We start from the raw sequence: 12,650 nt of genomic DNA on the forward strand, positions 1-12,650 counted from the left end.
CATGGCTGAGATCTGGGCAGCAAGAAAGGATGATGAACTGATCCACACCAGCGCGTTGGCGGACATCGCCAGCGCCGTCGCCGAAGTCGCGGTGTATGCGGTGGCGACCGCCGCCGTGTCCGCAGCAGCCGCCGCCGCAGCGCCGGCATTGGCAGGGGTGGCGGTGCTCGGCGCAGCGGCGACGGCGGCCTCCGGCTGCGTCGGCGCCGGGCTGATCGTCGGTTTTGCCACCAGCCTGACCGGCGTCGGAGAACATATCAGCAACGGTTGCGACGCCGTGGCCAACTGGCTCTTCCCGCCTTCCGTCTCCGGCGTCATTCTCACGGGCTCCCCCAACGTCTTCACCAACGCCAAACCGGCGGCACGCGCCGCAGGTCGTTTACTCACGCCCGCAGAGATCAAAGCGTTACCGGCGCCACAGCCGCCGCAAAGCTTCTGGGATTATGGCGCCGAGCTGCTGGCCGCCGGCGGTAATATCCTCTCGCAGCTATGGCAGCCCGGCGTCGCCGGCCCCAGCCAGCCCAGCCAACCGCTGGAAGAAGATAAAATCAGCTGCGACAAACACCCGCTTCCGCAATACCTGGCGGAAGGCTCCAGTAAAGTATTTATCAACGGCCAACCGGCTGTACGCAGCAATGACCGTTCAACCTGCGAGGCGAAAGTCTCGACCGACGTCTCCAAAAATGTGCAGATCGGCGGCGGCACGGTGGTGGTACGCGACATCAAGAGCGGCAAGCTGCCGGGTATCGGTTTGGCGCTGACCGTGCTGCCGCTGCTGCTCGGTAATCCGGCCAAGCTGGTTAAGAACCTGCCTTGCATGATCGGCGGCGGTCTGGCGGCGGCGGGCGTTAACGCCCTCGGCGAAGCGATCCACGCCGCCTTTAACCCGGTGCATGCCGCCACCGGCGCCAAGGTATTGAACGACGAAGAAGATCTGGACCTGTTGCTGCCGGCGCGCTTTCCGCTGATCTGGCAGCGCAATTACAACAGCCGCAATGGCTATCAGGGACTGTTTGGCCACGGCTGGCGCACGCCTTTTGAAATTTGGGTCGATCTTAACGACCGGGACGGCGTCATTGAGTGTTGCCTGCATGATGAAACCGGTCGTGAGCTACGCTTCCCGCTGCCTGAGGTGAACCAGCCGAGCTTCAGCGCCGGTGAAGGGCTGATGTTCCGCCGCGGTGAAGAGGGACAGCTGCTGATCGCCGACACCGACGGCAGCGTCTGGCGGCTGTTCGTGCCGCTGCCGCAGACCCCTTCCCGCCTGAGGCTGGTGTCGTTGAGCGATGAGTACGATAATGCGCTGCTGCTGAACTACGACGAACGACAGCGCCTGAGCCACATCGTCGACAGCGCCGGCACCATGACATTGCGGCTGGAATACGGCGATCCGCGCTTCGATGATCGCGTCACCGCCTTGCGGCATAACGACGAACCACGCGTGCGCTACCGTTATGACGACGGCGGCGATCTGCATCAGGTGATCGACGCCGGCGGCCTGGTCACACGCGAATTTCACTATAACGCCCAACACCTGCTGACCCGCCACCAACAGGCCGGTGGGCCCAGCTTCGAGTATCACTGGGCGATGTTCGACGACTGGCGCGTGGTGGAACACCGCGACAGCGCCGGCGGCGGCTGTACAATCGACTACGATTTGGCCGCCGGGTTAACGACGGTCACCGAGAATGACGGCTTGCGGCACCAGCACCGCTGGAACGCCCAACGGCTGATCGTCGAATATACCGACGAGCGTGGTGAGGTCTGGCATTACCAATGGAATGACGAAGACATGCTGATCGCCACACGCGATCCGCTCGGCCACGGCTGGCATTTCCGCTACGATGAAGCCGGTAATCTGGTCGAGGAAGAGGATCCGCTCGGCCATATCCGCCTCACCGGTTGGCTACCGCAGCGCGCACTGCCGATCAGCGTCAAGGAGCCCAACGGCGCCACACAGCATTTCTACTACGACGAGCGCCATGCCTTGATTGCCGAGATCGATGCGCTCGGCCATACCCAGCGCTACCTGCGCGATGGCTATGGCCAGGTGGTGCAAGCCGTCGACGCCAACGGCGGCATCAGCCATTTCGCTTATGATGAGCACGGGCAATTATTGCGCGCCCGCGATTGCTCCGGCAAACAAACCCTCTACAAATATACGGCTCAAGGCTGGCTCAGCGAGGTGACCGACGCCGCCGGCGAACGCGTCCATTACCGCTACGATGCCGCCGGCCGCCTGACACAGCTGCAGCGCGCCGAGGGCTGGCAAGAGACGCTGAGCTGGAACGCGCAGGGCCAGCTGGATCGCTATCAGGGGGCCGATGGGCGCCTGACGCATTATCGCTATGACGCAGCCGGCCGCCTGCTGGCCACGCGCAATCCGCTCGATGGCGAGGTGGTGCGCCACTACGACGCCCGCGGCAGATTAACGGCGCTGCGCAACGAGAATGCCGAAAGTTACCTGTTCCATTGGACGGCCTGCAATCTGTTGCAGGAAGAAATCGGGTTGGACGGCGTCAGCACCCGCTATCGTTACGACGAATGCCGCCGGGTCGTCGAGCGCCGCTTCGCCGCCAATACCTCCGCCGCCTTCTCGCACTATTTCAGCCATGACGCCGCCGGCCAACTGGTGAGCAAACAAACGCCCGATGGAGAAACCCGCTACCGCTACAGCCCGATCGGCCAACTGCTGCATGCCGCCAGTGACCGCGGCAACGCATGGCATGACGAGCCGACAACGGCTCAGAGCGAGGTCAGTTTTGACTATGACTTGCTGGGGCGGGTAACCCGTGAACAAGGTGCCAACGGTACGCTGCGCTATGATTACGATCCGATGGGTAACCGCACGCAAACCACCTTGCCCGACGGACGCGCGCTGCGCGCGCTGTACTATGGCAGCGGCCACCTGCTGCAGCTGGTGCTGGACGATATCACCCTCAGCGAGTTCGAGCGTGACAATCTGCACCGCGAGCTGAGCCGTACGCAGGGTCGCCTGACCAGCCGAGTGCATTATGATCGGCTGGGGCGCAAAGACCGGCGGGAGATCTTCAATGACAACCGCCAGCGCCCGGCGCCGGCCAGCAGCTCGCGCCAGTGGTCCTACGACTATCAAAACAACCTGACGCGCGAAGAACACAACGCCAACCCGTTCTCCTACCAGCGTTATCAGTACGATGCCACCGGTCGATTACTGAACCGGGACGGCACGCTGCCGGATACCGAGCGCTACCGGTACGATCCGGCATCCAACCTGCTGGATGAGGGGCAATTCCGCCAGCGGCACAACCGCGTACTGCATTATCAGGGAATTGATTACCGGTACGATGTCTTTGGCCGCACGGTGGAAAAACGCAAAGGCCACTACCGTTGGCAATATCTCTACGACGCCGATCATCGCCTCTGCGAGGTGGTGCGCTACAGCCAGCATCGCAGCGAAGCCCAGCAGCATGTGCAGTTCCACTATGATCCGCTCGGGCGGCGCACGCAAAAGCGGGTGTGGCAGCAAAGTCAGGATCTGCGCCAACCGGCCGGCAAATGCCAAACCACCACGTTTTTGTGGGAAGGTTTCCGGCTGCTGCAGGAAACTCGCGACGGCATGCCCCTCACCTATGTCTATGCCGATCAGGGCAGCTATGAACCTTTGGCGCGCATCGACGGCCACGCGCCGGCCCAAGTATTTTACTTCCACACGGCGTCGAACGGCGAACCGGAAAGCCTGACCGACAGCGACGGAACGCTGCGCTGGCAGAGCCACAGCAGCGCCTGGGGCCGCATAAAGTATGAGGAAAATCAGCAAGATCTGGATTACTCCCAAAACCTGCGCCTACAGGGGCAATACCTGGATCGGGAAACGGGATTGCACTACAATTTGTTCCGCTATTACGATCCGGATATCGGCAGATTTACCCAGCACGATCCGATAGGTTTGGCCGGCGGGATCAACCTGTACCAATACGCGCCGAATCCGCTGGGTTGGGTGGATCCTTGGGGATGGAAGCCACGATGCGCAGCAACCAAAGCCAACGATCATAATCAGGCAGCTTTTGGTCGACAATGGCAAGGTCGAGGTATCTACAAAGGACGAGACTCTTGGTCAAATATCATGTTGAAAGAAGGTGACATTGTTTATGGCGGCGCTCCAGGGCAATCTGGTTTTTACTTCAACAAGGCGACGCTAGATGCTGCAGGTGGCAGTAGAGCCAAGCTATGGGAAAGTTTGCAGGTGCTTCCACATGAAAAATTTGGTTATAGATCTAAAATACAAGCATATAGAGTAAAAAGAGAAACGATTGCAGGAACAGGTAAAGCGATATCTCAAGACCCAACGAGATTCGGCGAAGGCGGAGGAACTCAATTTTTCCTTTCTAACTATAAAACTGTTCTTGAGCCAATTGATAAGCCTTTTGAAATTGGATTGTAAAATGCAACTAGATACTTATGACGGAACACTAGAACTCGCGGGAATAACGCTAGGTACAGCGACAACCCGAGAAATGCTAATAAAAGGCTCCAGATTGTGGGAGGGTTGGCCAGAAAAGTCAGATGGTAGGACTACATCATACAGAACAATAATCAGTACAAAAAAAGAAAAAGCCGGCGATATATATATAATTGCCGACTTCTCCGGGGCCTTCATTACAGATGCAGTGCTTTGCAGTTGGCGTTTTGCGCCTGAAAAACTCATGATGGGAATACAAAAAAAAGTAGAAGGTGCTATTACCAAAAATCTTCGAACATGGTTTTATGAAAAAACTCATATACAACTTCCAGTTAGTGGTTCATGGGGGCATATTGACGCTGCTTATGACCCACATAATTTAACGGGAACAATAGTGTGCAACTATCGCAGTGCATTTCATACTGAGGATGAATGGCGAAAATATTGCAAAAGGAATAACATAATTTATTAAAAAAGAGGAAACTCATCCACATTATTATATAAAAATTCACACACTCATTCCATAATGCAGAGTGTGTGTGATTTTTCAACCCCCCCCCCTCGAATATCGCGAATAACTACATCTTCACTTCGCACACTAACAATCAATAAAGGCATGAATCATTTATTCACTAGATCTATTTAAATATTATGAACAAAGAGAAAATTGTCATTACCCCATCAAACAGGCAACTATTTGATGGTAACGAAGAGCAGTTTCGTTTATTTAAAAAAAAAGTATCCATCCCTAACTCTAACGAAAAAGTACTTTATGATAACAGCTCTGCGATACCCATATGGGATATAGATGAAAACATCAGGAAGGCGATCGCAGAAAAAATAAGCGGGATAAAAGTCATAGAGTACCCATATGACCCAATACCTTCATATAAAAATGAAAATCTGGATATCTACATTCAGAATGTAGAGTCGGAAATGCACAAAAACAGAATAACAATAATCACGGCGACGGGTGAGTCACAACCAGCAAGATATAAGATAAAGTTGCTGGGTTTCATTTTTCACTAGCGCTCTCTTAGAGGCGACCCCACTGAAATCTTTATAACACTCTGAGGTAACAGATGATGAATATTTCCTGGGATATCGCCAACTTTAATATATCAATGAAAAGCCAGTACAGTGATATCTATGAGTTAGAAAATGATATCAGTAATTTCTTTGGAAGCAGTAATTTTAGTGAAATGGACTCCCTTGACTGGTTTTTAATCAACAAGAAAACAAACGAGTTTTCTTTTTTGTTGTTGAGCGTTCCTTCTTTTTTTAAAGCATCAAGCGAGCGTCATGCCCTTGATGTTGACTCATTACGAGAAATAAAATTATCAGAATGTATCGATAGCTTCGTATCTCACGTCACTATTCAAGACGAAGCAGTTTTCCAATCCAAAGAGAACATTTTAATTGTCGCATCGGATACATCGGCCATCGTTTATAAGACACCAATCAAAGAGGGTCTTTATTTCTTGTCGGGCTGTGATTTTTCGCATCATGGGTTTTTATTGCTCAGTGCGACCCATCATATCCCAGGGGAAACACCACCATCAGATGAGACAATTTCCGATTCGTTATTCTTAAGAATGCTAGATTTGTGCAACCAATATTTTTATGATGCCATGGACGAGCAAGATGAAAGATGTTTATCCATAATAAACCAGTTAGAGAAGGATTGTTTGGCATATCAAAAGATAGACGTTCGCTTACTGCAAACAATAGATTTTATAAAAAACCTTAAATATACATTCTATGATATAGACATGGAATAATTATCTTATGACTGTTCCTCTTTTAAATGAATCTTTAAATATCCCATCAAAAGGCTCCCAAAGAGCCTTTTGATATGCTACCGCGCCGTTAGCCCCCTCACCACTTCTTCACCGTCTGGTAAATCTCGAGGTCGAAATAGCCGTCGGCCTCGCAGTCGTTGAGATAGTGTTCATAGCTCACCCCCTCAACCGGCTGGTAGCCGCTGGCCGGCAGCAGCTTCTGATAGAACTCGCCCCACACCCGCTCGAAATCGCCATCGCTGATGCGCACGTGGTAGACCGCATACTGCCCGGCGGGCAGCGTCTGCACGGTCACGCCCTCGCTGCCCGCCGGCAGCGCGAAATCGTCCGCCACGCTTATCACTACGTCGGCACGCAGCTTTTCCGGCGCCACTTCCGCCGGATCGTCCCAATACAGCACCAGCCATTTGCCAAACGGCACGCCGTGGCGTTTCCGCCATGCCAGCAGTTGCTGCGAGCCCTGCGGGATGGTCTGCGGATACGGCCCCACGACTCTCACTCCCACCACCTTCTCCGCCGCTTTATCGATAATCCTCACGCTCATCGCCCTTATCCTCCCACGTTATTTCAGGCGCCGATTTCGGTGCGCACGTCCAGCAGCTCGGGGAAAAAGGTCAGATCCAACGCCTTTTTCAGGAAGCTGACGCCGCTGGAACCGCCGGTACCTGACTTAAAGCCAATGATCCGCTCCACCGTTTTCATATGGCGGAAACGCCACAGATGGAAACTCTCCTCGATATCCACCAGCTTCTCCGCCATTTCATAGGCTTCCCAGTAGGTCTGCGGGTTGTCGTAGATCACTTTGAACGCCGGCAGCAGATCCGGGTTGCGCTGGTAGGGCTGCGTCCAGTCACGCTCGAGGCACTCCTGCGGGATCGGCAGGCCGTGGCGTGCCAGGTACAGCAAGTATTCGTCGTACAGGCTCGGCGCTTCGAGGATCGCCTTCAGCGCGGCGTGCTTTTCCGCATCGCTGCTAAACACCGCCAGCATCGCCGCATTCTTGTTGCCGAGCAGGAACTCGATCGACCGGTACTGATGCGACTGGAAGCCCGACGAGCTGCCCAGCACGTCGCGAAACTCGACGTACTCCGACGGCGTTAGCGTTTCCAGCACCGCCCACTGTTCGAACAGCAGCCGCTGGATCTGTTTGACGCGCGCGAGGATTTTGAAACAGTGGCTGAGTTTGTCCTGCTGCACCAGCCGCACCGCCGCCTGCAGCTCGTGCAGCATCAGCTTCATCCACAGCTCGGAGGTTTGGTGCTGTATCACGAACAGCATTTCGTCATGATGCGGCGGGTTGGAGAGTGGGTGCTGGCAGTCCAGCAGCGAGTCCAGGCACAGGTAGTCGCCATAGCTCATGCGTTTGGAAAAATCGGTGACAATCGCGCTTTCTAATTCCCGTTTGTTCATCTGTTCTCTCCGTTGCGCCCAGCGCCCCATCGGCCTGGAACGAGCCGCAAAGAGAAAACAATAGTACAGAACCCGCCGCCCCGAAGGGCGATAAACGAGAGGTGCTTCGCAGATCTCACTCATCTGCGTTAACACATTGCCCCTCTCCCCCTGTGTTGTTTAGTAAACAACACGGCTGCCGCCTGACGATTCTCACAAATGCGCAATCCCATGCGCGCAGCGCCCCGGTTCCGGCTTGCCTGCGGCCGGCTTCCCTTATAGATTGCAGGCTAACGGCAGGCAGCAAGGTATCGGCAAATGGCAAATATTCGTGATGTGGCGCGGTTGGCCGGCGTGTCCATCAGCAGCGTGTCGAACCTGCTGAACAATCGCAGCCACCAGATGAGCGCGCAGACCCGTGAGCGCATCGAACGGGCGATGGAAGCCCTGGGATACCGGCCGGCCCGAGCGGCGGTGCCCGCGCCGCAGGCGAAGATCATCGGCCTGCTGCTGCCGTCGATCGTCAACCCGAGCTTTTCGGCGCTGGCGCATGCGGTCGACGGCGCGGCGCGGGTTCACCGTTACCGCGTTTTGCTCGGCAACGCCTACCGCCAGGAACAGGAAGAAGCCGCGTTTATCGACGATATGTTCCTGCACGGCGTGCGCGGCATCATCGTAGCGGCGAGCGACATTCGCCAGACTCATTTTGTTCGGGCCGCCGAGCGTGGCATGAAGATTGTCAGCTACGACAGCCCGTTCGCCGAGCCGATGGCCACCGATACCCGACTGTTCGACAGCGTGTCGATGGACAATATCGCCGCCGGGCGCCTGGCCGCGCAGCACCTGCTCGAGCGCGGCTGCCGACACATCGTGTTCGCCACCGAAGCGACGCTGACCGTCGGGCGCAGCCACAAGATCGACGGTTTTCTGAGCGCGCTGGGGCACAGCCTGAGCGAACGCCAACGGGTGATCGAAGGCAAAGCCAACAGCGCCTACGGCGACACGGAAATGTTCGACTTGGGGCTGACGCTGGCGCCGCGCGTTCTCGCGTTGGCACCGCGCCCGGACGGCATCGTGGCGATTAACGATGCGCTGGGCATCGGGCTGATGGTGGGCCTGCGCGCCGCCGGCATCCAGGTGCCCGCAGACATCTCGGTGATTGGCATCGATAATATCGCGCTGGCCGGCCTGGCCGAACCGGGGTTGACGTCGATTGGCCCACCGCTGGCGGAGATGGCGCAGCTGATGGTCGAACGCCTGATCGGCCGTATCAACAATGATTTGCAACCCCCCGGCGAGTTTCTCTTCCCGCCGTCGGTCATCAGCCGGCGCTCGGTCAAAACCGCCGGTTAATACGGTAAAAACGACTTTCCCAGACGATGCGCAGCCGGCATCGTCCGGATCGTCGCAGCTAAAAGCAGAAAAAATAGAATCGTCGCAATAAATAAACGGCGCGACGCTTTTATGCACGCAACGTCGTTATTCAGCACGCCGCTCATGACTTTGGGCTGGGCCGCTATTATTCCGATTAACCACATGGGAAAAACCATGATGAAAAAAACAATGCCAACGGATATTGAACGCAGCGCCATCAGGAAATTGACGCTGCATATTGTCCCCCTCATGATCTTATTGTATTTCCTGGCCTTTCTCGACCGCAACAATATGGCCTACGCCGCCAAAGCGCTGGAAGATAATCTGGGATTGACCGCCTCGGCTTTCGGCTTCGCCTCCGGGATTTTCTTTATCGGCTATTTCCTGTTTGAAATACCCAGCAACGCCGGCACCATTAAATTTGGCCCGCGTATCTGGTTCGCCAGAATATTAATTTCCTGGGGCATCTTCGCGACCCTGCTCGGTTTTGTGCGCACGCCGCTGGAGCTGTATATTTGCCGTTTTATGCTGGGCGTGTGCGAAGCCGGTTTCTTTCCCTCGGTGGTGTATTACTTCACGGTTTTCTTTCCGGAGAAATACCGCACCAAAATTCTCGGCATGTTTATCATCGTCCAGCCGCTGTCCAACGCGGTCGGCTCGCCGATTTCCGGCTTTATTCTCAATATTCAGCATGACTGGTTCGGGTTCGCCCCCTGGCAGCTGCTGTTTATCCTCGAAGGGCTGCCGCCGATCGTCATCGGCCTGCTGATCCCGTTCCTGATCAAGAACTCCCCCAAAGACGTCGGCTATCTGAACGTGGAGGAAAAAGCCTGGCTGATGAGCAACGCCGGCCGCTCCAAATCCGGCTCTAAAATCACGCTGGCTGACTTCCTGAAGGGGATTAAAAACAAGAAATACCTGCTCTACGCGCTGCTCAACTTCGGCATGGTGTGCGGCATTTATGGCTTCGGCACCTGGCTGCCGTCGATCATCAGCGCCCTCTCCGGCGGCGATATCTTCCGCGTCAGCCTACTGGCGCTCATTCCCTACGGCCTGGCCGCGCTGCTGGTCTATCCGTGGAGCCTGTGGGCCAGCAAAACCAAAAAGCTCGGCGTATTTGCCGGCCTCAGCATGGTGGTTGCCGCCATCGGCCTGATGGGGGCGGTGACGTTTTTTAAATACGACCCGCTCGTCGCGCTGTCGTTCCTGTGCATCGCCGCCATCGGTATCTACACCGCCGTGCCGCCGTTTTTATCCATGCCCGCCAATATCTCCACCGGCGCGGCTGCGGCCGCCGGGCTGGCGGTGGTCAGCTGCATCGGCAATATCGGCGGTTTTGTCGCCCCCTATGCGGTGGGCGTGCTGAACGATCTGACCGGCAGCAGCGCGCCGGGGCTGTTTTTCCTGGCCTCGTGCCTGCTGGCCACCGGGCTGATCTGCATTTTCTACTGCGCCAAACAGCGTGAAGGCGTCATCAATTCTTAACGAACCAATAAGGAGTCAATCATGGGCGATCTTGCGGGCAAAAAGGTCTTTATCACCGGAGCGGAACAGGGCATTGGCCGCGCCACTGCGGAGCGGCTGATCAAGGCCGGTTGCGACATCTATTTTCACTATCACAGCGACGAAAGCGGCCCCAAGGCGCTGGTGGCGTTGGCCCATTCTCTGGGGCAAAAAGCCGCTTACGGCTACGCCGATCTCATCGATACCGACGAAACGCTGCGCTGCGTCGCGGCCGGCGCCGAGTTTCTCGGCGGCATCGATATTCTGGTCAATAACGTCGGCGGCATCGTCGGGCGCAAATGGCTGGGCGAGATCGACCGCGCCTTCTGGCAAACCGTGATCGACGTGAACATGACCACCATGCTGAACGTGACGCAGAGCGCGCTACCGTTCCTGAAGGCGGCGGCAAACGGCGCCAGCATCGTCAACCTGGCCTCGCAGGCCGGCCGCGCCGGCGGCCACTCCGGCTCGCTGGTCTATTCCGCCACCAAGGGCGCGGTGCTCACCTGGACGCGCTCGCTGGCGGCGGAGCTGGGCGAGCACGGCATCCGGGTAAACGCGGTGGCGCCCGGCCTGATCCTCGGCACCCGCTTCCATAATCGCCACACCACCCAAGAATCGGCGGAGGAAACCGTTCGCGCCATCCCGCTGGGCCGCGCAGGCACGCCGGACGACGTGGCGCGCGCCATCACCTTTCTGGCGGCGGAATACGACGGCTTCATCTCCGGCGCCACTCTTGATATCAACGGCGGCATCTACCGCATGTAATTCAGCTGCGGGCGGCACGGCTGCCGCCCCCTATTCAGGTATCGCCTTATGATTAAATCCGCCATCATCCACCCACCGCTGCTCGCCGCGCTGGCGCAATGCGGGCATAAAACCCAGGTGCTGATCGCCGACGGCAACTACGCCTGCGTGACCCACGCGCCGAAAGACGCCACCGTGGTCTATCTGAACCTGGCGCCCGGCACGCTCGCCGCTCCGCCAATCCTGGAAAAACTGCTGGCCTGCATCAACGTGGAAAGCGCGGCGCTGATGGCCTGCCCGCCGGACTTCACCAACGCTATCGAAGCCGAATACCGGCAGCTGCTGCCTGAACATTGCCCGATCGAATACCTGCCGCGCGAGGCGTTTTACGCCGCGGTCAAATCGGATCGGACGTTGCTGGTGATCGCCTCCGGCGAACAGCGCCGCTTCGCCAACCTGCTGCTGACGGTGGCGCCGGTGGTGTGATGACGCCATTGCGTTAATGGCGGTTGTGCCCCAACCGCCATACCTGCGCTTTACGCCAGCTGCTGATTCACGATATCCGCCACTTCTTTCGGCTGATGATTGATGAAGAAATGATCCGACGAAACGGTGTGCAGACCGATATGCGCGCTTGTATAGCGCGCCCAAGCCGCCATGTCCGTCTTGGAAACAGTGCTGTCGCGGCTGCCGTGAATCAACACCAAAGGATAATTGATTGTCTTCTCCTTCAACGCCCGTTTCATATGAAAATTAATCGACAGCTCGTTGCGTATAATAGGAAAAAATAAGCTTCTGAAATCAACGTCATCCAAAATATCAGGTTGAGTTCCGCCATAACGACGCAATACTTCGGCCATTTCATCATCATCTGAATGCATCGGATCATGCTTAAAATCCGTAATGTGCGGCGGTGCTTCTGCGGCGATAAAAATTCGCGCCGGCGGTTTATCCTGAGCGATAAAACGACTCGCCAATTCAAAGGCGAATAATCCGCCATTGCTGTGACCAAGAAATGAGTACGGTTTTCCCGACATCAGGCTCGTGGCTTCTCGTTCCACCTCATCCAAAATTTTGTAGACATCATTGCACAACGCCTCTGAAAAGCGGCGCCCATTGCCGGGCAGTTGCATGGCGTACACGGACGTATTGCTATTGACGTAGTGAGAGAATGGCACGAATACCTCGGCATTTCCGGCGGCATAAGGGAAACAAAATAAAATATGCTCATCATCCCCACCGGTACCCCTTTTTATTTGCTCAAACCACATACGGCTTCCTCTGCTTTGCAAGAATATGACGCTATCCGCCACCGCGGAGAACGGGAGCGGCGTAATCAAAATCAATACCGTAGCGGGATCAGCGGGATAGTTTATCCCGCTGATTTCCCCTCA

11 protein-coding genes are annotated in these 12,650 nt (G+C 56.3%); 8 read left to right on the plus strand and 3 right to left on the minus strand.

The genetic code is table 11. The features are described 5' to 3' along the window. Nucleotide 1 precedes the first annotated feature (1 nt). The 4 genes from ACJ8IL_RS03380 (at nt 2) to ACJ8IL_RS03395 (ending at nt 6,222) form a co-directional block, all read left to right on the plus strand. The gene (locus ACJ8IL_RS03380; RefSeq protein ID WP_442516341.1) at nt 2-4,423 is read left to right on the plus strand and encodes an RHS repeat-associated core domain-containing protein; all 4,422 of its coding nucleotides are present in this window, start codon (nt 2-4) and stop codon (nt 4,421-4,423) included. Nucleotide 4,424: 1 nt separating this feature from the next. Then, the gene (locus tag ACJ8IL_RS03385; protein ID WP_071826121.1) at nt 4,425-4,913 is read left to right on the plus strand and encodes a hypothetical protein; all 489 of its coding nucleotides are present in this window, start codon (nt 4,425-4,427) and stop codon (nt 4,911-4,913) included. Nucleotides 4,914-5,092: 179 nt separating this feature from the next. After that, complete coding sequence (locus tag ACJ8IL_RS03390; RefSeq protein WP_442516342.1) at nt 5,093-5,470, plus strand: hypothetical protein; 378 nt, start codon at nt 5,093-5,095, stop codon at nt 5,468-5,470. 53 nt (nt 5,471-5,523) lie between these two features. Beyond that, nucleotides 5,524-6,222: a hypothetical protein gene (locus ACJ8IL_RS03395; protein WP_147823937.1), complete on the plus strand. Its 699-nt coding sequence runs from the start codon at nt 5,524-5,526 to the stop codon at nt 6,220-6,222. A gap of 97 nt (nt 6,223-6,319) precedes the next feature. On the opposite strand, the gene sbmC is transcribed toward ACJ8IL_RS03395, so the two are convergent. Together sbmC and kynA are read right to left on the minus strand one after the other, a co-directional pair. Continuing rightward, complete coding sequence (gene sbmC / locus ACJ8IL_RS03400) at nt 6,320-6,787, minus strand: DNA gyrase inhibitor SbmC (protein WP_049204947.1); 468 nt, start codon at nt 6,785-6,787, stop codon at nt 6,320-6,322. 23 nt (nt 6,788-6,810) lie between these two features. Continuing rightward, nucleotides 6,811-7,653 (minus strand): tryptophan 2,3-dioxygenase, encoded by an 843-nt coding sequence (gene kynA / locus ACJ8IL_RS03405; RefSeq protein WP_025303311.1) that lies wholly within the window; start codon nt 7,651-7,653, stop codon nt 6,811-6,813. 297 nt (nt 7,654-7,950) lie between these two features. Between kynA and ACJ8IL_RS03410 the strand changes: the two genes are divergently transcribed. The 4 genes from ACJ8IL_RS03410 to ACJ8IL_RS03425 all read left to right on the plus strand — a co-directional run bounded on the left by ACJ8IL_RS03410 (nt 7,951) and on the right by ACJ8IL_RS03425 (nt 11,742). Further along, nucleotides 7,951-8,985: a LacI family DNA-binding transcriptional regulator gene (locus tag ACJ8IL_RS03410; RefSeq protein WP_342095528.1), complete on the plus strand. Its 1,035-nt coding sequence runs from the start codon at nt 7,951-7,953 to the stop codon at nt 8,983-8,985. Between the two features lie 270 nt (nt 8,986-9,255). After that, nucleotides 9,256-10,491, plus strand: coding sequence for an MFS transporter (locus tag ACJ8IL_RS03415; RefSeq protein WP_016927236.1), 1,236 nt, complete (start codon nt 9,256-9,258; stop codon nt 10,489-10,491). A gap of 21 nt (nt 10,492-10,512) precedes the next feature. After that, nucleotides 10,513-11,277 (plus strand): SDR family NAD(P)-dependent oxidoreductase, encoded by a 765-nt coding sequence (locus tag ACJ8IL_RS03420; protein ID WP_025303314.1) that lies wholly within the window; start codon nt 10,513-10,515, stop codon nt 11,275-11,277. A 48-nt stretch (nt 11,278-11,325) separates the two neighbouring features. Continuing rightward, complete coding sequence (locus ACJ8IL_RS03425; RefSeq protein ID WP_148123539.1) at nt 11,326-11,742, plus strand: RbsD/FucU family protein; 417 nt, start codon at nt 11,326-11,328, stop codon at nt 11,740-11,742. A 50-nt stretch (nt 11,743-11,792) separates the two neighbouring features. Here the strand turns inward: ACJ8IL_RS03425 and ACJ8IL_RS03430 are convergent, their stop codons facing one another. Continuing rightward, nucleotides 11,793-12,527: a thioesterase II family protein gene (locus ACJ8IL_RS03430; RefSeq protein ID WP_075201387.1), complete on the minus strand. Its 735-nt coding sequence runs from the start codon at nt 12,525-12,527 to the stop codon at nt 11,793-11,795. Nucleotides 12,528-12,650 lie beyond the last annotated feature (123 nt).

This window comes from Serratia sp. CY47444 (assembly GCF_052168635.1).
GTDB classification, from domain to species: Bacteria; Pseudomonadota; Gammaproteobacteria; order Enterobacterales; family Enterobacteriaceae; genus Serratia; species Serratia bockelmannii.

What these genes read in the sequence shown, in the direction of transcription:
- ACJ8IL_RS03390 (WP_442516342.1), top strand. Translation starts at nt 5,093, where the DNA reads ATGAACAAAGAGAAAATTGTCATTACCCCATCAAACAGGCAACTATTT.
- sbmC (WP_049204947.1), bottom strand. Translation starts at nt 6,787, where the DNA reads ATGAGCGTGAGGATTATCGATAAAGCGGCGGAGAAGGTGGTGGGAGTG.
- ACJ8IL_RS03420 (WP_025303314.1), top strand. Translation starts at nt 10,513, where the DNA reads ATGGGCGATCTTGCGGGCAAAAAGGTCTTTATCACCGGAGCGGAACAG.
- ACJ8IL_RS03410 (WP_342095528.1), top strand. Translation starts at nt 7,951, where the DNA reads ATGGCAAATATTCGTGATGTGGCGCGGTTGGCCGGCGTGTCCATCAGC.
- ACJ8IL_RS03395 (WP_147823937.1), top strand. Translation starts at nt 5,524, where the DNA reads ATGATGAATATTTCCTGGGATATCGCCAACTTTAATATATCAATGAAA.
- ACJ8IL_RS03425 (WP_148123539.1), top strand. Translation starts at nt 11,326, where the DNA reads ATGATTAAATCCGCCATCATCCACCCACCGCTGCTCGCCGCGCTGGCG.
- ACJ8IL_RS03385 (WP_071826121.1), top strand. Translation starts at nt 4,425, where the DNA reads ATGCAACTAGATACTTATGACGGAACACTAGAACTCGCGGGAATAACG.
- ACJ8IL_RS03380 (WP_442516341.1), top strand. Translation starts at nt 2, where the DNA reads ATGGCTGAGATCTGGGCAGCAAGAAAGGATGATGAACTGATCCACACC.
- ACJ8IL_RS03415 (WP_016927236.1), top strand. Translation starts at nt 9,256, where the DNA reads ATGATCTTATTGTATTTCCTGGCCTTTCTCGACCGCAACAATATGGCC.
- kynA (WP_025303311.1), bottom strand. Translation starts at nt 7,653, where the DNA reads ATGAACAAACGGGAATTAGAAAGCGCGATTGTCACCGATTTTTCCAAA.
- ACJ8IL_RS03430 (WP_075201387.1), bottom strand. Translation starts at nt 12,527, where the DNA reads ATGTGGTTTGAGCAAATAAAAAGGGGTACCGGTGGGGATGATGAGCAT.